At 62.4% G+C, this 20,897-nt stretch carries 15 protein-coding genes and 1 pseudogene; 5 read left to right on the top strand and 11 right to left on the bottom strand.

The genetic code is table 11. The annotated features are described in order from the left end of the window. Nucleotides 1-147: 147 nt before the first annotated feature. The 6 genes from G1E_RS18990 to G1E_RS18965 all read right to left on the bottom strand — a co-directional run bounded on the left by G1E_RS18990 (nucleotide 148) and on the right by G1E_RS18965 (nucleotide 6,266). Nucleotides 148-1,428: a TRAP transporter large permease gene (locus tag G1E_RS18990; RefSeq protein WP_009682579.1), complete on the bottom strand. Its 1,281-nt coding sequence runs from the start codon at nucleotides 1,426-1,428 to the stop codon at nucleotides 148-150. Next, nucleotides 1,429-1,956, bottom strand: a complete 528-nt coding sequence (locus tag G1E_RS18985) for a TRAP transporter small permease (protein ID WP_009682578.1) — start codon at nucleotides 1,954-1,956, stop codon at nucleotides 1,429-1,431. A gap of 64 nt (nucleotides 1,957-2,020) precedes the next feature. Then, complete coding sequence (locus G1E_RS18980) at nucleotides 2,021-2,992, bottom strand: TRAP transporter substrate-binding protein (RefSeq protein WP_009682577.1); 972 nt, start codon at nucleotides 2,990-2,992, stop codon at nucleotides 2,021-2,023. A 67-nt stretch (nucleotides 2,993-3,059) separates the two neighbouring features. Further along, complete coding sequence (locus G1E_RS18975; protein ID WP_047150012.1) at nucleotides 3,060-3,941, bottom strand: SMP-30/gluconolactonase/LRE family protein; 882 nt, start codon at nucleotides 3,939-3,941, stop codon at nucleotides 3,060-3,062. A gap of 24 nt (nucleotides 3,942-3,965) precedes the next feature. Then, nucleotides 3,966-4,772, bottom strand: a complete 807-nt coding sequence (locus G1E_RS18970; RefSeq protein WP_009682575.1) for an NAD(P)-dependent oxidoreductase — start codon at nucleotides 4,770-4,772, stop codon at nucleotides 3,966-3,968. 249 nt (nucleotides 4,773-5,021) lie between these two features. Then, complete coding sequence (locus tag G1E_RS18965) at nucleotides 5,022-6,266, bottom strand: OprD family porin (RefSeq protein WP_009682574.1); 1,245 nt, start codon at nucleotides 6,264-6,266, stop codon at nucleotides 5,022-5,024. 311 nt (nucleotides 6,267-6,577) lie between these two features. Here G1E_RS18965 and G1E_RS18960 point away from each other — a divergent pair, with 311 nt between their 5' ends. Both G1E_RS18960 and G1E_RS18955 read left to right on the top strand, forming a co-directional pair. Further along, nucleotides 6,578-8,959 carry a glucose/quinate/shikimate family membrane-bound PQQ-dependent dehydrogenase gene (locus G1E_RS18960; RefSeq protein ID WP_033690332.1) on the top strand — a complete coding sequence of 794 codons (2,382 nt, stop codon included), beginning with the start codon at nucleotides 6,578-6,580 and terminating at the stop codon, nucleotides 8,957-8,959. Between the two features lie 217 nt (nucleotides 8,960-9,176). Then, entirely contained in the window at nucleotides 9,177-10,019 is an 843-nt protein-coding gene (locus tag G1E_RS18955) for a hypothetical protein (RefSeq protein WP_009682572.1), read from the top strand. Between the two features lie 352 nt (nucleotides 10,020-10,371). On the opposite strand, the gene G1E_RS29690 is transcribed toward G1E_RS18955, so the two are convergent. From G1E_RS29690 to G1E_RS18940, 3 genes are all read right to left on the bottom strand, one after another. Further along, entirely contained in the window at nucleotides 10,372-10,686 is a 315-nt protein-coding gene (locus G1E_RS29690) for a Bro-N domain-containing protein (protein ID WP_232555047.1), read from the bottom strand. A gap of 307 nt (nucleotides 10,687-10,993) precedes the next feature. Further along, nucleotides 10,994-12,244 (bottom strand): ribonucleotide-diphosphate reductase subunit beta, encoded by a 1,251-nt coding sequence (locus G1E_RS18945; RefSeq protein ID WP_009682570.1) that lies wholly within the window; start codon nucleotides 12,242-12,244, stop codon nucleotides 10,994-10,996. 648 nt (nucleotides 12,245-12,892) lie between these two features. Continuing rightward, nucleotides 12,893-15,772, bottom strand: a complete 2,880-nt coding sequence (locus tag G1E_RS18940) for a ribonucleoside-diphosphate reductase subunit alpha (RefSeq protein WP_009682569.1) — start codon at nucleotides 15,770-15,772, stop codon at nucleotides 12,893-12,895. 747 nt (nucleotides 15,773-16,519) lie between these two features. On the opposite strand from G1E_RS18940, the gene G1E_RS18935 reads away from it, so the two are divergent. Both G1E_RS18935 and G1E_RS18930 read left to right on the top strand, forming a co-directional pair. Beyond that, nucleotides 16,520-17,218 (top strand): response regulator, encoded by a 699-nt coding sequence (locus tag G1E_RS18935; protein ID WP_009682568.1) that lies wholly within the window; start codon nucleotides 16,520-16,522, stop codon nucleotides 17,216-17,218. After that, nucleotides 17,215-18,822: an ATP-binding protein gene (locus G1E_RS18930; protein ID WP_047150011.1), complete on the top strand. Its 1,608-nt coding sequence runs from the start codon at nucleotides 17,215-17,217 to the stop codon at nucleotides 18,820-18,822. Before G1E_RS18935 ends, G1E_RS18930 begins: the two co-directional genes overlap by 4 nt. A 3-nt stretch (nucleotides 18,823-18,825) precedes the next feature. On the opposite strand, the gene G1E_RS18925 is transcribed toward G1E_RS18930, so the two are convergent. Both G1E_RS18925 and G1E_RS18920 read right to left on the bottom strand, forming a co-directional pair. Continuing rightward, nucleotides 18,826-19,527 (bottom strand): 4'-phosphopantetheinyl transferase, encoded by a 702-nt coding sequence (locus G1E_RS18925; RefSeq protein ID WP_009682564.1) that lies wholly within the window; start codon nucleotides 19,525-19,527, stop codon nucleotides 18,826-18,828. A 157-nt stretch (nucleotides 19,528-19,684) separates the two neighbouring features. After that, a complete protein-coding gene (locus tag G1E_RS18920; RefSeq protein WP_009682563.1) occupies nucleotides 19,685-20,476 on the bottom strand; it encodes a dienelactone hydrolase family protein in 792 nt (263 codons plus the stop codon). Between the two features lie 129 nt (nucleotides 20,477-20,605). Between G1E_RS18920 and G1E_RS29685 the strand changes: the two are divergent. Next, a pseudogene (locus tag G1E_RS29685) lies at nucleotides 20,606-20,897 on the top strand (hypothetical protein); the annotation flags it as partial.

Genomic DNA, 20,897 nt, shown 5'->3' with positions numbered 1-20,897 from the left:
CCAGCCCTATCGCAGTCGTTGTAGGAGCGGCCTTGTGTCGCGATGGGCCGCAAGGCGGCCCCAGCAATATTCGCAACAACGCCGAAAACCTGGGGCCGCTTTGCGGCCCATCGCGACACAAGGCCGCTCCTACAGGCTGAGGTGCGGTTACAGCACCACGCTAGGCAGCCACAGCGAAATGGCCGGAATGTAGGTCACCGCCATCAGCACCAGGAACAGTGCCAGGTAGAACGGCAGCAGCGCCTTGACCGTCGATTCGATACTCACCTTGCCCACCGCCGAGCCGACGAACAACACGGCGCCCACCGGCGGTGTGATCAGGCCGATCCCCAGGTTCACCAGCATGATCATGCCGAAATGCACCGGGTCCACGCCGATGCCGGTGATCACCGGCAACAGGATCGGCGTAAGGATCAGAATCAGCGGCGCCATGTCCATCACCGTGCCCAACAGCAGCAACATGAAGTTGATGCACATCAGGATCACATAGCGGTTGTCCGACAGGGTGAGGAACGCCGTGGTGATCTTCGACGGGATCTGCATCAGTGTCATCACGTAGCCAAAGCTGGCCGCGAAGCCGATCAATATCATCACGATCGAGATGGTGCGCACCGTGCGGTGCATCAGCTTGGGCAGGTCGCGCCACTTGTAGTCACGGTAGATGAACATGGTCACAAAGAATGACCAGACGACCGCCACGGCTGCCGACTCGGTCGCAGTGAACACGCCCGAGAGGATACCGCCCAGGATGATCACCATGGCCATCAGGCCCCACAGTGCCTCACCGGCAATCTTCAGCGCTTGGCGCAGCGGGATGACCTCACCCTTGGGGTAGTTGCGCTTCTTGGCGAACAGCAGGCACAGGCCCATCATCACCGCGCTCAGCAGCAACCCTGGCATCACCCCGGCCATGAACAGCGAGGCGATCGAGACCGTGCCGCCCGCCGCCAGCGAGTACAACACCGAGTTGTGGCTGGGCGGGGTCAGCAGCGCCTGTACCGATCCGCTCACCGTCACGGCGGTAGAGAACTCGCGCGGGTAGCCTTTGCGCTCCATCTCCGGGATCAGCACCGAGCCCACCGAGGCGGTGTCTGCCACCGACGAGCCTGAAATTGCACCAAAGAACGTCGAGGCCATGATGTTGACCAGCGAAAGGCCGCCGCGCACGAAACCCACCAGCACCCCCGCAAAAGCCACCAGCCGCCGTGACATGCCGCCTTCGGCCATGATGGCCCCGGCCAGCACGAAGAACGGAATGGCCAGCAGCGAGAATTTGTTAACCCCGCTGGCCACCTGGATCATCATTGCCTGCAACGGGATGTCGATCCACCAGGCGCCGATCAGCGCCGAAAGGCCCAAGGCATAGGCCACGGGCATGCCCAGCAGGATGAGCGCGATAAAACTGCCCAACAGAATGAACGCATCCATTTACGCCGCTCCTTCGTTTTCTTCCAGTTGGTCGAAGCGCACCACCTTGCGGTGGCTCTGGTCGCCCAGCAGGAGTTTTTCCAGCACAAACACCAAGGTCAGCACGCCACCGATTGGGATCGGCGCATAGGTCATGCCCACGCGTACACTGGGCAGGGAGGCCAGAAACTGGTTCCAGGTGGTGATGCACAGCTGGGTGCCGTACCCGGTCATGAACAGGCACACCAGGACCATCAGCACCTGCACCAGCAGGGCCACCAGCCGGCGCTGCAGCGGCGGCAGGCGGTCGGTGATCATCGCCACCGCCATGTGCGCCCCGGCGCGGTAGCTGGCGGCGGCGCCAACGAAGGTGAACACCACCATCAGCAAGATGGCCACCGGCTCTGGCCAGCTGGCCCCGGTGCCGAGTACATAGCGGGCGAAGATGCCCCACGGGATGATCAGCGACATGCTCAGGATCGACAGGCCGGCGACCCAGATACAGGCGCGGTACAACGTGTCGTTGGCACGCAGAAAGAGGTTTTTCATGGGCATCACCAAAGCGGCAGGGCGGCTGACGCGGCCCTGCCGAGGTCGGTAGGAAAGGTCGCGCTTACTGCACCGCGTCGATACGTTTCATCAGGTCGGCGTATTGCGCGCCGTATTTTTCCCGCACCGGTGCGGTCGCGTCGTAGAAGGGTTTCTTGTCGACGGTGATGAACTCGACACCGGCGGCCTTGAGCTTCTCTTCGCTGCTGGCCGTTTTCGCATCCCACAGCACCCGCTCTTCCATCTGCGCCTCACGCGCTACCTTTTTCACCAGCGCTTGCTGTTCGGGGGTGAGCTTGTTCCAGGTGGTCTTGGACATCACCACCGGCTCGGGCAGGATCAGGTGGTTGGTCAGGGTGAAGTACTTGGCACTCTGGTAGTGGTTATGTTCGAGCAGGGTCGGTGGGTTGTTTTCGGCGCCGTCGATTACGCCGGTCTGCAGCGCGCTGAAGATCTCCCCGGTGTCCATGGCGATGCCGTTGCCGCCCATGGCGTTCATCATGTCGATGAACAGCGGGTTGCCCTGCACGCGAATCTTCATGCCCTTCAGGTCTTCCAGGCTGCGCACCGGCTTTTTCGTGTAGAGGCTGCGCGAGCCGCCATCCATCCAGGCCAGGGCCACCAGGTTAAAGTCGGAGTTGGTGATCTTGTCGAGGATTTCCTGGCCGATCTCGCCATCGATGACCTTGCGCATGTGGTCGTGATCGCGGAACACGAACGGCATGTTGAACACGTTCACATCCGGCACCACCGGGCCGACGATCCCCAGGCTGACGCGGGTCATCTGCACGGCGCCGATCTGCGCCTGTTCGATCACTTCCTTCTCCGAGCCCAGCACACCGCCGGCAAACATCTTGAAGGTGATGTCGCCATTGCTGGCCTGTTCCAGTTTCTTGCCCATGTTCTGCTCGGCCACCACCGTGGGGTAGCCGGCGGGGTGAATTTCCGCGAACTTGATGTCCAGCGCCGAAACGGGCATGGCCACGCTGCAGGCGAAGGGGAGTACGGCAAGAAGCAGCTTGCGTTTGAACGTCATGATGAAACTCCGTGGTTTTTATTATCTGGTTTCGGGCGTGCAAAGGGTGTGGTGCGCGTCGCGGGGCTCAGCCCCGCCAGGCTGGCTCCTCCAGGCCCTTGGTGCCTGGGTTGAGGGCAAATACCCCGCCCGCCAGCGGCTGGTCGCCAAGGTCGAGCCCCGCCGGGCGGATCGAGGTGACGTATAGGGTGTCGAAGTTGGCGCCACCGAAGGCGCACATCGCCGGCTTCTTCACCGGTACGCTGAGCGAGCGGTCAAGGCGCCCGTCAGGGGTGAACCGGTGGATCTGCCCGGCGTCATTGCCGCATATCCAATAGCAGCCATCCTGGTCGATGGCGGCACCGTCGGGGCGGCCGGGGTAATTGCGCATATCCACGAACAGCCGCGGGTTGTGGGGTGTGCCCGTGTCGGTGTCGTAGTCGAAGGCCCAGATCTTCTGCACGCTGGGGTGCGAATCGGACAGGTACATGCGCGTGCCGTCGGGGCTGAAAGCCAGGCCGTTGGGCACGATCATGCCCGCTTGCTGCAGGTGCAAATGGCCCTCGCGGTCATGCCGGTACAGTGCCCCTACGTGGGCGCCTTGCTGCATGTCCAGCAGCATGCTGCCGGCCCAGAAACGCCCTTGGCGGTCGCAGCGGCCATCGTTGAAGCGCATGCCCGGCTGCGCATGCGCCACCCCGCTGAGCACACGGCTGGCCAGGCTGCCGTCGGCCTTGGTTTGAATCTGGAAGATGCCGCTTTCCATGCCGGCCACCCAGCCGTCGCCACTGCGGGCGATACAGGCCAGCATCTGGTCGCCCTGCCAGACCTGGTGCGTATTATCCACCGGCTGCCAGCGGTGCAACTGGCGCGCGGGTATGTCGACCCAGTACAAGGCCTGCTCGCCAGGGTGCCACACGGGGCTTTCCCCGGTGCCGTTGCGGGCGTCGACGATCAGTTCACAGTGCATGGCCGTGCCTCCTGGCGCGTGCGGTCAGTTGAACGGTCCGGCCACGGCAAATGCGCCGCCCTGATAGACCATGCTCGGGTCATCGGCGGCAGGCGCCGGCTCGGCTTCCACCGCTGCGCGGAAGGGCTCCGAGCTGTCCTTGGGCACGTAGCCCAGGTGTGCGGCATGGCGGTTGTCCCACCATACGGTGCGGTTGGCCGAGGCACCGTAGACAATGGTGTGGCCGACGTTCGGCGTGAACAGGCCGCGCTCGATCAGCTGCACCAGGTCGTCGTAACTCAGCCAGGTGCAGAGCATGCGCGGGTTCTGTGGCCGGGGGAACGAAGAGCCGATGCGGATGCTGACGGTTTCGATGCCGTAACGATCGAAATAGAAGCTGGCGACATCTTCGCCATAGCACTTGGACAGCCCGTAGTAGCTGTCGGGGCGGCGCGGGGCATGCGCGTCGATGCGCTCGTTCTGGCGGTAGAAGCCGATGGTATGGTTGGAGCTGGCGAAGACCACCCGTTGCACCCCATGCTTGCGTGCCGCCTCGTAGACATGGAACACGCCGCAGATATTGGGGCCGAGAATCTCTTCGAACGAATGCTCGGTAGACACCCCGCCGAAGTGCACGATGGCATCGACGCCTTCGACCAGGGCATGCACGGCTGCCTTGTCGGCCAGGTCGCAGGTGACCACTTCTTCGTGTGGGCCAGCGGCTGGGGCCATGGGGTTGATGTCGGAAAGGCGCAGGACCTCGGCGCAGCCTTGCAGGCGTTCGCGAAGGACCTTGCCCAGGCCGCCTGCGGCTCCGGTGAGCAGCAGGCGTTTGAGGGGGGTAGTGGTCATGACCGGCTCTTATTGTTAATTGTTGTAGGTTGTCGTATGACTTCTGTTATTATTGGCGGTGCGATTCAGTGTTGTCAATGACAACTCAATGTCAGCCCGATGTCATGCGCGTGCCCTGTAGGAGCGGCCTTGTGTCGCGAAAGGGGTGCGAAGCGCCCCCAGGACGGCACCTTAGCGGCATGATTTGCCAGGGCCGTTTCGCCTCCTTACGCGACACAAGGCCGTCCCTCCAAAGGTCTGCGTAAACCCTTACAGCAATGACAACGGGTAGTTGAAAATCAACCGGTTCTCATCGAACTCGTTATTGCTGTAGTCCCGCCGAATCGACGAATTGCGCCATTTCACACTCAAATCCTTGAACGCTCCGCTCTGTATCACATATGCCAGTTCAGTCTCACGGACCCATTCCTTGCCATCCGTCACCACCCCGCTGTGCACTTCGCGGCCGCTGATGTAGCGGTTCATCAAGGTCAGCCCCGGTACGCCGACGGTGACGAAGTTGAAGTCATGGCGCACCTGCCATGAGCGTTCGTTGGCGTTGTCGAAGCTGGCGTTGTAGCTGTCATTGGCCAGGGTTCCGCCACTGGTGCCATTGACCCGCATCCAGGTATCGCCATCGACCTTCTGCAGCCCGACCCAGAAGGTGCTGCCGCCGTATTTGGCGGAGAACATCCCCGAGTACGTCTTGTTGTCCAGCTCGCCAGCGCGCCTGGAACCGTCGTCATCGCCCTGGAAATAGCCCAGGTTGGCGCCCAGGGTCCAGTCGCCGAGCGGCTGGCTGTGGCTCAGCTGCAGGTATTGCTGCTGGTAGACGTCCTTGAGCACCGCATTCCACAGCCCCACCAGGGTGCGCTCCTGGTTGAACCTGTACTCGCCCCCGACGAAGTTGAAGCGGTCCGACACCGCGCCGCCGTAGCTCATGTCCTCCATGCTGGCGTCGTTGCGCGGGCTGTTGGCGCGGAACTGGCCGCCGTACAAGGTCAGCCCGCCAATCTCGTTGGACGTGACCTGCCCGCCACGCAATGTTTGCGGCAGTGAACGCCCGTCGTCCGCGCGCAGAATTGGCAGTACCGGCATCCATTCGCCGATCTTCAGCTCGGTTTTCGAAATGCGCGCCTTGCCCGCCACGGCAAGCCGGCCAAAGTCATCCGCCGGCCGCCCATCGTCGTGGCGTGGCAGCAGCCCGGTGCCATAGGTGCCGCCCCCGCCATCGAGCTTCACCGACCACAGCCCCAGCACGTCCACGCCAAAACCCACCGGGCCCTCGGTGAAGCCGGAACGGGCATCGAGGATCACGCTCTGGGTCCATTCTTCGGCTTTGCCTTGCGGGTTGGCGGGGTTGGTGAAGTTGCGGTTGATATAGAAGTTGCGCAGGCCCAGCACGGCTTTGCTGTCTTCGATGAAACCTTGGGCAAGGCTGGTGCCCGGCAGGCAGCTGAGCAGGCTGGCGCCAAGCAGCGCATAGGGGAGGGTGGTGTGGCAGATTTTCGACATGGGTTGCTTCCGCTGATGTTGTTTTTGTTATGTGTTGTCGTACAACTGCGGCTTTTTTAACAAGTGAAAAACCCGCTGTCAACGGCGTTGGCCGCCAGCATTCAGCTACTTTCAGCGGTGAGCGCTCAAGCGCAGGCTCTAGTTCGGGCTCGCAATAACAACTGGTCATACTACGACTGCCCGCGAATTGTTGCATTTGTCGCAACGCACTGCCTCGGGTGCGTCAGTTTGTCGCAGAATTATTTAGTAATACTATTCTTCGTTGCTGAATGTCTTATCGATTCAGACCTATGGAAACGGAGATTTCACCGATGAGCACCACCCGTGCTTCACACCCTTCACGCTTGCTGCCCAGATCGCTAGGCGTGGTTTTTTTGCTGATGGGCCTGGCCTTGCTGGCCGGCGGCATCAAACTGGCAACCCTTGGCGGTTCGCTGTATTACCTGCTGGCCGGCATTGGCTTGGCGATTACCGCAGCCTTGTTGCTGGCTGGCCGACGTGAGGCATTGAGCGTTTATGGCGTCGTGCTGTTGCTGAGTTCGCTCTGGTCGTTGGTCGAGGTGGGCCTGGACTGGTGGCAACTGGTCCCCCGGCTGGCCCTCTGGTTCGTCCTTGGCCTGGTGTTGTTATTGCCTTGGCTACGCAGGCCATTGACGCAGGGCCAGCCTTATCCCCTCGGTACAGGGGTATTGAGTGTGGGCGTGGCGGCCGCGGGCCTGATGGCGCTGGCCAGCCAGTTCACCCAGCCCGACACCGTGGTCGGCCGCCTGGACCGTGACACGGCAGGCACCACCAGCACGGCACCGGCAATGCCTGACGGTGACTGGCAGTCCTACGGGCGTACCGAGTTTGGCGACCGTTACTCGCCACTCAAGCAGATCACCCCGCAGAATGTGGGCAAGCTCAAGCTGGCCTGGACCTACCGCACCGGTGATATCCCCGGGCCAAACGACCCGGGCGAGACCACGGCGGAAAACACCCCGCTGAAAGTCAACGGCAAGCTCTACGTATGCACCCCGCATAGCCAGGTGATTGCCCTGGACCCCGACAGCGGCAAGGAGATCTGGCGTTTCGATCCCAAGCTCAGCACGCAGAATGCGGCCAACTTCAAAGGCTGGGCACACATGACCTGCCGCGGCGTGGCCTATTTCGACACGGCCAGCTCGCAAGCGAGCCCCGTGCAAGGGCGGGCCTGCGCCAAGCGCATCTACGTACCCACCGCCGACACCCGCCTGATCGCGCTGGATGCCGATACCGGCCAACAGTGCGCCGGCTTTGGCGACAACGGCCAGATCGACCTTACCCGCAACATCGGCAGCTTCGCCCCCGGTGGCTATTACTCCACTTCGCCACCCACCGTGGCCGGCGGCCTGGTGATACTTGGCGGTCATGTCACCGATAACGTTTCCACCGACGAGCCGTCCGGCGTCGTCCGCGCCTATGATGCGATCACCGGCCAGCTGGTGTGGAACTGGGACAGCGGCAACCCCGACGCCACCGCGCCGATCAGTGACGGCCAGTTCTACACCCGCAACTCTCCAAACGTGTGGTCGGTGATCAGCGCCGATGAGAAGCTCGGCCTGCTGTACCTGCCCATGGGCAACCAGATGCCCGACCAGTGGGGCGGCAACCGCACGCCAGAGGCGGAGAAATTCAGTGCCGGCCTGGTGGCCCTGGACATCGCCACTGGCAAGGTGCGCTGGAACTACCAGTTCACCCATCACGACTTGTGGGACATGGATGTCGGTGGCCAGCCGAGCCTGGTCGACATCAAGACCGCCGAAGGCATCAAGCCTGCGGTAATGGCATCGACCAAGCAGGGCAGCATCTACGTGCTGGACCGCAGCAACGGTCAGCCGCTGGTGCCCATCCACGAAACCCCGGTACCGCAAGGCGCCGTGGAAGGTGATCACACCGCACCGACCCAGCCGATGTCCGAGCTCAATTTCATGCCGCCCACCCTGCGTGAGCGAGACATGTGGGGGGTAACGCCGTTCGACCAGATGCTGTGCCGCATCGACTTCCGTTCGCTGCGCTATGACGGCATCTACACCCCGCCATCGCTGCAGGGCTCGCTGGTCTACCCAGGCAACTTCGGGGTGTTCGACTGGGGTGGCATTTCGGTCGACCCGGAGCGCCAGATCGCCTTCGTCAACCCCAGCTACATGGCCTTCAAGTCGCAGTTGGTGCCAGCCTCGAAAATCGCCGGGCAGCCGGCGCGCAAGAGTGAGACCGAGGGCATCCAGGCCAACAAGGGCGCGCCTTATGGGGTGATCATGGGCGCTTTCCTGTCGCCGCTGGGGCTGCCTTGCCAGGCACCGGCCTGGGGCTATGTGGCCGCAGTGGACCTGACCACCCACAAGGTGATCTGGAAGCACAAGAACGGCACCGTACGTGACAGCTCGCCCATTCCGATCCCACTGACCATGGGCGTGCCGAGCCTGGGCGGAAGCTTCACCACCGCCAGCGGCCTGGCGTTCCTCAGCGGCACCCTCGACCAGTACCTGCGTGCTTATGACGTGCGCGATGGCAAGGTGCTTTGGGAAGGGCGCCTGCCGGCAGGTGCTCAGACCACGCCGATGACCTACACCGGCAAGGATGGTCGCCAGTACGTGCTGGTGATGGCCGGCGGGCATGGCTCGTTGGGTACCCGGCAAGGGGACTATGTGATGGCGTTTGCCCTGCCGGAGTAAGCGGCGGCAGGTTCAAGGCCTGTGAGATCGAGCACCGCGCGGCCGGCGCTTGGTTTCACGGGCTTTGTTGACGGCCAGCACGTCCCCCACCCCTGTCGGCAGAGCTTGGGCTGAAGCACTACCTGAAGCGCGTTGGGCCCAGAACTAAAAGCTACAACTGGTGTCTGAGCGCCAACAATGACATGACGTCCATTTCCCCAAGTAAGGAGGCTTCACCATGCAACCCACCCCAGTCACGTCCGCCGGCAAGCTGCTCGGCAGTTATGGTTATGGCAAGGCGCTGATCGTCTGCATGCTTATCCTGGGCAGTGTCTTCCTGGGCCTGGCCGCTTTCGTCGGCTACCTGAGTGCTACCAGCGGCCAGAACTTCAACGGCCCGCAAAGCCTGTTCTATTCCACCATCGCCTTGCTGGCGGTGCTCGGTGGGGTGATGTTCGCCCTGGCGCTGTGGCAGAAGAAACTGCGCGCTGCCCGTTATGAGGTTTATGAGAAAGGCATCTGCCAGATCATCGGCAACCAGCGCGATTACGTGCCCTTCAGCGAGATGGGCGACTTTTACCTATTCGCTTCTGGGCAGACTGCCATTGCCGGCCTGATCAACAACCTCGCTTATCGCCGTAACGCCAGTGAGCCGTTTCGCCGGGTCAACCCACACCTGCAAAAGCTTTATGTGTTTCTTGAGCAGGTACGCGAGCTGTACCTGAACGAACGCCTGCCAGCAGTATTCGCCACCCTGCAAAGCGGCGGGGCGGTGCAGTTCAACTACCTCGAAACGTCCCAGGTTTGGGGCAAGCGCATGAGCGGCGACTTCTTCAATGTCACCACCAAACCGCTGACCATCACTCGTGAAGCGCTCGACGTGGATGGCCGCAAGGTCGCGTTGAGCAGCCTGCGCAATGTTGACCTCAGCCAGTGGACCGAACTGGTGGTGATCAAGGACGAAAACGGCCAGACCGTGCTGTCGACCGTATCGACCGGCATCATCAGCTTTGACCTGTTCCTCAATACGTTGCACAACCTGCTTGAAGCCGAGTCGGCCTTAGCAACGCCTGAAGCCTGATGCAATCCATCGACGAACCGCTCCCACAGGATCCCCGTTTGCTGAAGACTTTCGTGATACCTGTAGGAGCTGGTCTTGCCATCGATGATTGCATTCCAGGATTAGCCAGGCTTTGGCAATACGCAATGCCCTGTGGGAGCGGGCGTGCCCGCGAAGCAAGCGACGCGGTGTCTGGCACCGGCTTCGCCGGTGTTCGCGGGCAAGCCCGCTCCCACAGTTCCGCCACAGGTCAGCTACACCCCATGCAACCTGAGAGCCCGCTGAGCACATTCCTTCCAATTGATACTGCGCTTCAGCAGCGGCGTTACCTCATCACTTTCAGCCGCCATCACCACCGGCATATCCCGCATCCTCACCCATGGCTCACTCTGCCAATACAACAACGTCGCCGTTCGCCCGCCAGGCCAGCACATCCGCCCAAGCCTGGGCGTATCCGCTTCCCCCGATCCACCTGCCCATCACGTAGCACCGCCACCACCTCATGCGTCAGCCACCAGCGCAAATGCCGGTTCTCCGGCACATGGTGATGCGCCAGTAATGTATAGGCTCCGGACTCGCTGACCATGGTGGTTTCCTGGTACTTGCCATAGCGCAGCAACTGCACCGTGCGGTACTGGTCCGGGTCGAGCTTGCGCATGCAATGTTCGTCGAAGAAGTGCCCGCTCAGTCGGCCGAGTTCGTGGGCGCAAAACCAGGCTTCGGATTCGAGCCAGAGCGTGTGAAGAGGGCGGTTGTGGCGGGTGAAGACGGTCGGTGTATTGAGACTGTCGATGTTTGGCCATCCTGATGTTGGAGAGCCGTTGCTAACGGGAACGGGGTTCCGCTGCGTGAGCGTTCTTAAGCGCCATGAAACGTTATCGCGACGCTTTCAAAGTGACAATCGCGAAGCTTGTAGGATGCTTCCTGTTCGGCAATTCCTGCGCCAACAAAAAAGGCTGCCATTCGGCAGCCTTCTCGATGCTCAGCCCGGACGATCAATCCCAGCTCAACGCCCCACCAGTCTGATACTCAATCACCCGCGTCTCAAAGAAGTTCTTCTCCTTCTTCAAGTCCATGATCTCGCTCATCCACGGGAACGGGTTGGTAGTCCCCGGGTACTCTTCCTTCAGACCAATCTGGGTCAAACGACGGTTGGCGATGAACTTGAGGTAGTCCTCCATCATCGCTGCGTTCATGCCCAGTACGCCGCGTGGCATGGTGTCGCGGGCGTATTCGATCTCCAGCTGGGTCCCTTGCAGGATCATCTGGGTCGCTTCTTCCTTCATCGCCGCATCCCACAGGTGCGGGTTCTCGATCTTGATCTGGTTGATCACGTCGATACCGAAGTTCAGGTGCATCGACTCGTCACGCAGGATGTACTGGAACTGCTCGGCAACGCCGGTCATCTTGTTGCGGCGGCCCATGGACAGGATCTGGGTGAAGCCGCAGTAGAAGAAGATGCCTTCCAGTACGCAGTAGTAGGCGATCAGGTTGCGCAGCAGCTCCTTGTCGGTTTCGACGGTGCCGGTGTTGAACTCCGGGTCGGAAATGGCGCGGGTGTACTTCAGGCCCCAGGCGGCTTTCTTCGCGACCGACGGGATCTCGTGGTACATGTTGAAGATCTCGCCTTCATCCATGCCCAGCGACTCGATGCAGTACTGGTAGGCGTGGGTGTGGATCGCCTCTTCGAAGGCCTGGCGCAGAATGTACTGGCGGCACTCGGGGTTGGTGATCAGGCGGTACACGGCCAGGGCCAAGTTGTTGGCAACCAGCGAGTCGGCGGTGGAGAAGAAGCCCAGGTTGCGCATGACGATGCGGCGCTCGTCTTCGGTCAGGCCGTCCTGGCTCTTCCACAGGGCGATGTCGGCGGTCATGTTGACCTCTTGCGGCATCCAGTGGTTGGCGCAGCCGTCCAGGTACTTCTGCCAGGCCCAGTCGTACTTGAACGGTACCAGCTGGTTCAGGTCGGCGCGGCAGTTGATCATGCGCTTTTCGTCAACGGCAACACGGGCCGAGGAGCCTTCCAGTTCGGCCAGGCCTTCGGCAACGTCGAGGGCGTCGAGGGCTGCCTTGGCACGTTTGACCGCGTCGGAGTCAGCAGCGGTGGCCGCACGGGCTTCCAGGGCGGCGGCACCGCCGGCGCTGTCGAGCTTGTCGAGGGTGGCGGCGGCAGCGGTCTGCGCAGGGTTGTTGCCTTTGGCGGCTACTTCGCCGTCTTCTTTGTCGAATTCGTCCCAGCTCAGCATGGTTTGGCTCCTGCTTGAGGGTTGCCCTGGGGCAACCGCTTGGATTTAAAGAATGTGATGCCTGACGCAAGGCCGTAACGGCGAATGGACAGCTCGAGAGGCTGACTCTCGTTTACATCTGAATGTGTTCTGGCTTGTACCTGGCCAGGCCTCGGGGAGGGGCCAGGACAATTGAATGGTGCTCTTTTCAGAGGGGGCGAAGTATATCGGATTTCGCCTTGGATCGGGGCGCGTCTCTTGCGGGCGAGAGTAACTTTTTCGACCGGAAATGCGTGCGTCCGTTCACCGGGTTTGTGTGGCTTGCTATGGGAAGGGAGTGTAGCGGCAAAACGCGGATGGCACTACATGTTGTGGCTTTTTATTTTTAAGGCACATTATGTGGTGTTGGCGTGATTTTTGTGGGAGCGGCCTTGTGTCGCGAACGGGCCGCAAAGCGGCCCCGCGAATCATGCCGCGAAGCTGCAATCTTGGGGGCGCTTCGCACCCCAATCGCGACACAAGGCCGCTCCCACAGTGACCGCGTTTTGTGAGAAGTCCTGTTCTTTTGCCGAGCCGCGTGAGCGCCGGGCAAGGGCAAGGTTTCTCCGGGGTGCAGATACAAAAATGCCGCGCGGGGCACCCAAGGGCACCCCGTGCGGCATTCAGGCCTTACTGGCAGGCTTCGCAGTCTGGCTCGTCGATCGCGCAGGCCTTCGGCACTGGCGCTGGGCCGGCTGCCTGAACCGGGGCGCTGTCGCCACCGCTGGAAACGGCGTTGAGCTTGCCGGTGTTGATGGTCGACTTCTCGGTGCTGGTCGCGGCCAGGGCACGGAGGTAGTAGGTGGTTTTCAGGCCACGGTACCAGGCCATGCGGTAGGTCACGTCCAGCTTCTTGCCCGAGGCGCCGGCAATGTACAGGTTCAGCGATTGCGCCTGGTCGATCCACTTCTGACGACGCGAGGCCGCATCGACAATCCACTTGGTTTCGACTTCGAACGCGGTGGCGTACAGGTCTTTGAGCTCTTGCGGAATACGCTCGATCTGCTGCACCGAACCGTCGTAGTACTTCAGGTCGTTGATCATGACCGAGTCCCACAGGCCGCGGGCTTTCAGGTCGCGCACCAGGTACGGGTTGATCACGGTGAACTCGCCCGACAGGTTGGATTTCACGTACAGGTTCTGGTAGGTCGGCTCGATCGACTGCGACACGCCGGTGATGTTGGCAATGGTTGCAGTTGGCGCGATGGCCATGATGTTCGAGTTACGGATACCTTTTTTGACGCGCTCGCGCACCGGGGCCCAGTCCAGCGACTCTTCCAGGTTGACGTCGATGTACTTCTGGCCACGGGCCTCGATCAGGATCTGTTGCGAATCCAGTGGCAGGATGCCCTTGGACCACAGCGAGCCCTGGAAGGTCTCGTAGGCGCCACGCTCGTCGGCCAGGTCGCACGAAGCCTGGATGGCGAAGTAGCTGACCGCTTCCATCGACTTGTCGGCGAACTCGACGGCCGCGTCGGAGCCGTACGGGATGTGCTGCAGGTACAGCGCATCCTGGAAGCCCATGATGCCCAGGCCGACCGGGCGGTGCTTGAAGTTCGAGTTACGCGCTTGCGGCACCGAGTAGTAGTTGATGTCGATCACGTTGTCGAGCATGCGCACGGCGGTGTTCACGGTGCGTTGCAGCTTGGCGGTGTCCAGCTTGCCATCATTGATGTGGTTCGGCAGGTTGATCGAGCCCAGGTTGCAGACCGCGATCTCGTCCTTGTTGGTGTTCAGGGTGATCTCGGTGCACAGGTTCGAGCTGTGGACCACGCCCACGTGCTGCTGCGGCGAACGCAGGTTGCACGGGTCCTTGAAGGTCAGCCATGGGTGGCCGGTCTCGAACAGCATCGACAGCATCTTGCGCCACAGGTCTTTGGCTTGGATGGTCTTGAACACCTTGATCTTGTTGTACTCGGTCAGGGCTTCGTAGTACTCGTAGCGCTCTTCGAAGGCCTTGCCGGTCAGGTCGTGCAGGTCGGGCACTTCCGATGGCGAGAACAGGGTCCACTTGCCGTCATCGAAGACACGCTTCATGAACAGGTCAGGGATCCAGTTGGCGGTGTTCATGTCGTGGGTACGACGGCGGTCATCACCGGTGTTCTTGCGCAGCTCGATGAATTCTTCGATGTCCAGGTGCCAGGTTTCCAGGTAGGCACACACGGCGCCTTTGCGCTTGCCACCTTGGTTCACGGCAACGGCCGTGTCGTTGACCACTTTCAGGAACGGCACCACGCCCTGGGACTTGCCATTGGTGCCCTTGATGTACGAGCCCAGTGCACGGACCGGGGTCCAGTCGTTGCCCAGGCCACCGGCGAATTTCGACAGCATGGCGTTGTCGTGGATCGCGTGGTAGATGCCCGACAGGTCGTCCGGCACGGTGGTCAGGTAGCAGCTGGACAGCTGCGGGCGCAGGGTACCGGCGTTGAACAGGGTCGGGGTCGAGGCCATGTAGTCGAACGACGACAACAGGTTGTAGAACTCGATCGCACGGGCTTCCTTGTCTTTCTCTTCCAGCGCCAGGCCCATGGCCACACGCATGAAGAACACCTGGGGCAGCTCGAAGCGCACGCCATCCTTGTGGATGAAGTAGCGGTCGTACAGGGTTTGCAGGCCCAGGTAGGTGAACTGCTGGTCGCGCTCGTGGTCGATGGCCTTGCCCAGACGCTCCAGGTCGTAGCCTTTCAGGGCAGGGTCCAGCAGCTCGAATTCGACGCCTTTCTCGACATAGGCCGGCAGCGCCTTGGCGTACAGGTCGGCCATTTCGTGGTGGGTGGCGCTTTCGGCGACGTTCAGGAAGCCCAGGCCTTCGGCGCGCAGGGTGTCCATCAGCAGGCGGGCAGTGACGAACGAGTAGTTCGGCTCGCGCTCTACCAGGGTACGGGCAGTCATCACCAGGGCGGTGTTGACGTCCTTGATGGCTACGCCGTCGTAAAGGTTCTTCAGGGTTTCGCGCTGGATCAGGTCGCCATCGACTTCGGCCAGGCCTTCGCAGGCTTCGCTGATGATGGTGTTCAGGCGGGCCATGTCCAGTGGTGCCAGGCTGCCGTCGGCCAGGGTAATGCGGATGCTCGGGTGTGGCTCGACCACGGCGTCGCTGTTGGCGCGGGTCGCACGCTCCTTGGCACGCTGGTCGCGGTAGATCACGTAGTCGCGGGCGACTTTCTGCTCGCCGGCGCGCATCAGGGCCAGCTCGACCTGGTCCTGGATTTCTTCGATGTGGATGGTGCCACCCGATGGCATGCGACGCTTGAACGTGGCGGTAACCTGCTCGGTCAGGCGCGCGACAGTGTCGTGGATGCGCGACGAGGCGGCGGCGGTGCCGCCTTCAACTGCGAGGAACGCCTTGGTGATGGCAACGGTGATCTTGTCGTCGGTGTACGGGACGACAGTGCCGTTACGCTTGATCACGCGCAGTTGGCCAGGGGCGGTAGCAGCCAGATCCTGCTGGGAATCGGCGGCCTGCGGCACCTTGGCCTGCGGGTTCTCGCGAGTTGTGTCGGTTTGCATGGGTGGGTGTCTCCACAGTTTCTATATTGTACAGGCGCCTTTTGAGCGCCCACCGTTCCGTCCACTTGCTCGATAACCTCACGGGGATGCGCACTGCATGCGCACCCGCCCGCGCGGGCGTACCGACTTCGGGACAGACTCAGGAATAAGGGGCAATGGCTTGCCGCTCCCTGGCCGAAGTCAAAGGTTCTGGGCTGGGCCCAAAAACTGTTGCTGATGAGTGCCAGGCTGGCCTGCAACACCCATGCCCGAACAAGGCCCTGGGTGGGCTTGCCTCGGTCGCCTCCGCAGGAGCGGTTTGGCTGCTGAAATCACTTGAAGTTCCAACCCGAAGATCGTTTGATCTAGCGGGTTGACTTTTGTGTGTGATTTTGCACGAACCCCTATATCTAGTGGTTCGCTGCGATCGGGATACAAGATAATGCGGTATTGGGGGGTTTGCAAGGCGAGCGTCTGTGGATAACGTGTGGGTACTTTGTGGGTGAAAGGTGAGTATTCGCTGTAGGCCTTGTGCCAAGTGGTTTGCAGTATTTTTCGGCCGTTCGCCGCCCCGTCGCAGTTTTTGCGGGCGCGCACCCTACCACAAAAAACGCTCGAGCCAAGGGGGGCAGGTGCGTGGCTGTAGCGGGTTGCTGCCTGTCAGATCGAGCACCGTGCGGGCCCCGCTCGATTTCATGGACAGCAAAGATCTACAGTCATACGCTCAAAGGCCAAGATTGCGATCCAGAGAATAAAAAGGCCAAAGCCATGGACCAGACCCAACCCCGCATTCTGATCGTCGAGGACGACCCGCGCCTGGCCGAGCTGACCGCCGAGTACCTGCAGGCCAACGGCTTCGAGGTCGCGGTCGAGGGCGATGGCGCGCGTGCCGTGCGTCGGATCGTCGACAGCCAACCTGATCTGGTCATTCTCGACCTGATGCTGCCGGGCGAGGACGGCTTGAGCATCTGCCGCCGGGCGCGCAACCAGTACCCTGGGCCGATCCTGATGCTCACCGCACGCAGCGACGAACTCGACCAGATCCACGGGTTGGACCTGGGCGCCGACGACTATGTCTGCAAGCCGGTGCGCCCGCGTCTGCTGTTGGCGCGCATACAGGCCTTGCTGCGCCGTAGCGAAGCCCTGGACAGCAAGCGCCAGGACCTGGCGTTCGGTGCCCTGCACATCGACAACCGGCTGCGCGAGGCGCGCCTCGGTGAGCAACTGATCGAACTGACCGGCGCCGAATTCGACTTGCTCTGGCTGCTGGCCAGCAATGCCGGGCGGGTGCTTAGCCGCGAACAGATCTTCACTGCGCTGCGTGGTGTTGGCTACGACGGCCAGGACCGTTCCATCGACATCCGCATTTCCAGGATCCGCCCCAAGATCGGCGATGACCCGCTGCAGCCGCGGCTGATCAAGACCCTGCGCAGCAAGGGCTACCTGTTCGTCGGCGAGGCGCCATGAACAATTCGATATTCCTGCGCATCTATGGCGGTATGCTGGCGGTGCTGGTACTGGTGGCGCTGCTGGGCGTGCTCAGCCTGCACCTGGTCAACGAGGTGCGCGCCGCCCAGCACCGTGAGCGCCTGGCGCAAGGCACCTTCAGCCTGATGGCGGACAACCTGGCGGTGCAGAACGCAACCGAACGCAAGCGCTCGCTGTTGATTTGGGAGCGCCTGCTCGGCGTGCCACTGGCGCTGCAGCCGATGAGCGCCCGCCGGCTTGATGGCAGCCAGCGGGCGCGCCTGGCCCGTGGCCTGGTGGTGGTGGAAAAAACCGGCCCGCATGCGGCACAGGTGCTGCGCAAGGTTGGCCAGGAAGACCTGATGCTGGTGGCGCAGATCAACCAGATCAGCGAGCAGTTGGCACGCGCGACGCTTTATCTGCTGGCCGATGAGCTGGTGCGCTACCCGGTCACCGAACAACAGCAGCGCCTGGCCCAGCTGACGCAGGAAAAAGGCTTCGGCTTTGGCGTTGCATTGCAACGGATCGAGCGCGTCAGCCTGGACGATGACCAGCGGCACAGGGTCGAGGAGGGCGACACGGTGATGGCGCTGGGCAAGGATGGCGATTCGATCCGGGTGTTCGCCGGGTTGACCGGCTCGCCCTGGGTGCTGGAGATCGGCCCGCTGTACCAGCTCAACCCGTATCCGCCGCAGTTGCTGGTCCTGATCGCGTTTCTGGGCCTGTGCCTGATCGGTCTGGTGGTCTACTTGCTGGTCCGCCAGTTGGAGCGCCGCGTGTCGGGCCTGGAAGTTGCCGCCACACGCATCGCCCAAGGCAGCCTGGACACACGCGTACCGGCTGGCGACACCGACTCGGTAGGGCGCCTGGCCGCCGCATTCAATGGCATGGCCGAGCACTTGCAGCGTTCGCTGACCATGCAGCGTGAGCTGGTGCGCGCGGTATCCCACGAGTTGCGCACGCCGGTGGCGCGCCTGCGCTTTGGCCTGGAGATGATCGAAAGTGCCAGCACCGAGCAGGCGCGCGCCAAGCACCTGGCTGGCATGGACGGCGACATCCAGGACCTCGACAGGCTGGTCGACGAAATGCTCACTTACGCGCGCCTGGAGCAAGGCGCGCCGGCCTTGCAGTTCCAGCGGATCGACATCGATGTCTTGCTCGACCGGGTGATCGACGAGTTGGCGCCGCTGCGTGCCGATGTGCGCGTCGAGCGGGGTGAGTGCCAGGGGGCCGATGCCGATGGCGCCTGGGTCGAGGCTGAGCCGCGCTACCTGCACCGGGCGCTGCAGAACCTGGTCGGCAATGCCATGCGCCACGCCGAGTCGCAGGTACGCCTGAGCTACCAGCTGGGGCAGCAACGCTGCCGCATCGATGTGGAAGACGATGGCCCAGGGATCCCTGAGGGGGTATGGGACCGCATTTTCACGCCGTTCACCCGCCTGGACGACAGCCGCACCCGCGCCTCGGGCGGGCATGGCCTGGGCCTTTCGATTGTGCGGCGGATCATCTACTGGCATGCCGGGCGAGCCACGGTAGGGCGCAGTGCGACGTTGGGGGGCGCTTGCTTCAGCCTGAACTGGCCGCGCCAGCAGGCACCGCTGTAGGCGTCAGACGCTCACCAGGCTAAGCAGATGGCCGTTTTGCAGGCTGAACTGGCCGTGCAGCTCTGCCCCGCGTTGCCACTGTGGCGACAGGTCGGTGAGCAGGCGCAGGCGCGCCAGCCCCTCGCCAGACCAGTCGAGCACTTCGGCGTGCTCGAAGTAGAAACGCTGGCGGGTGAGGGGGTAGAGGGTCTTGAACAGGCTTTCCTTCAGCGAGAAGGTCAGGGTGACCGTCAGCCCAAGCTGAGCGCGGTCCAGGCGCTCCAGCTCGGCCGGGGTGAGAATTTCGCCCATCAAGCGCTCGGCGCGTTCGTCATCGAGCAGGGCTTCCTGATCCAGGCCCAGGCCCTGGCAGCTGTGGGCGCCAGCGACCACAGCGGCGGCCCAGCCTTGGCCATGGGTGATCGAGCCATGAATGCCGGCGGGCCAGATGGGCGAGCGGTCTTCATGGGTGCCAGGCACGTAGTTGCGACCGTCCAGGCGCTGCAGCGCGGCCCGTGCGCATGCACGGCCGGCCAGGTACTCGGCCTGGCGCTTGGGCACCGAGCGCAGCAGGCTGGCGCTTGGCACTACCCCCGCGCGCTGGAAGTCGTCGGCCCCTAGCTGGGCGGGTTCGAAGGCGCAACTGACCAGCACCGCACCGGGTAATGGGCGTGGCAGGGGCCAGTGGTACTGAAGTGGGGCGCAGCAGGCGGGGAGCGTATTCATGGCGGCTATTGTGCCAGCCGCGGCGACGGTGTGGGAGATGCAATAGCCAAGGCTGCCGTGCAGCCCATCGCCGGCAAGCCTGCAGGCCCGAAGATCTATGCAGTGCCTGGGGAAGCTGGCTTGCCGACAATGGGCCGCAAAGCGGGCCGTACAATCGCTATTTGAATACCTTCTTGAAAAACGCCTGCATATCCGCCCAGGAGCTTTCATCCGCGGCCTTGTTATAGCCAATGTCCGGCCCGCCATGCTCGCCATGGCTCAAGCGGTCTGCATCCGGATTGGTGAAACCGTGCTTGGCCCCTTCGATGCTGACGAACTGATAGTTCACCTTGGCCGCATCCATCTCGGCCTTGAAGTCCTTGACCTGTTGCGGTGTGACCATGCTGTCGGCCGCGCCGTGCTCGACCAGGATAGCCGCGCGTACCACGCCCGGTTTGGCCGGGGTAGCGGTAGCCAGTGCGCCATGGAAGCTCACTACGCCGTCGAGTTTCTCCCCACGGCGTGCAGCATCCAGCACCACCTTGCCGCCGAAGCAGTAGCCGACCGCACCCAGCTCGTGCTTGTTGGTGTTCGGTTGCAGTTTCAGCAGCTCCAGGCCTGCATCGAAACGCCTGGCCGCAGCGGCAGGGTCTTTCAGGGCGGCCGTCATGAACGCCTGGGCATCCTGCGGGTGCTGGGTGTGCTTGCCATCGCCATACATGTCGATGGCCAGGGCGTTATAGCCCAGCGCTGCCAGGTCACGGGCGCGGCGCTTGGCATAATCGTTCAGCCCCCACCATTCATGCACCACCACAATGCCGGGGCGCTTGCCCTCGACGGCGTCGTCGTATGCGTAGTAGCCGACCAGGCGGTTGCCGTCGGCGTCCTGGTAAGGAATTTCGCGGGTTTGTACTGCCGCTTGGGCAAGGGCAGCGCTGCACATCAGGGTCAGGGCCAGCAGGACACGCATGGGTACTACTCCTTGTTCGGCAATCGGGTCGTTCAGCCGAGGTTCAGTCAGGGTTCAGTCGCGGTTCAGGGTGCCCTGCTTACTCTAGCTTCCAGACCGAAACAACGCACCCAACTGGAGTAACCTGCCATGAAAACCTTCAATACCCTGCTTGCCGCCATGGCCGTCTGCGCCGCTGGCCTCACCACCGCTCAGGCTGCCGATGACAACTTCGCCAGCCTCACCTACGGCCAGACCAGCGACAAGGTTCGCAAGTCCGGCCTGTTGCAGCGCAACACCGACAACCTCAACACCGACGGCATCATCGGCAAGGATGACACCTGGGGTGTGCGTGTGGGCAAGATCAACGACCAAGGCCGTTACTACATGACCTATGACAACGTCTCGGGCGACCACAGCGGCCTGAAACTGCGTCAGGAAA

This window comes from Pseudomonas sp. TJI-51 (assembly GCF_000190455.2).
GTDB classification, from domain to species: Bacteria; Pseudomonadota; Gammaproteobacteria; order Pseudomonadales; family Pseudomonadaceae; genus Aquipseudomonas; species Aquipseudomonas juntendi.
The sequence above is the reverse complement of the archived record's forward strand: the minus strand, read 5'-3'. Positions and strand labels throughout refer to the sequence as shown.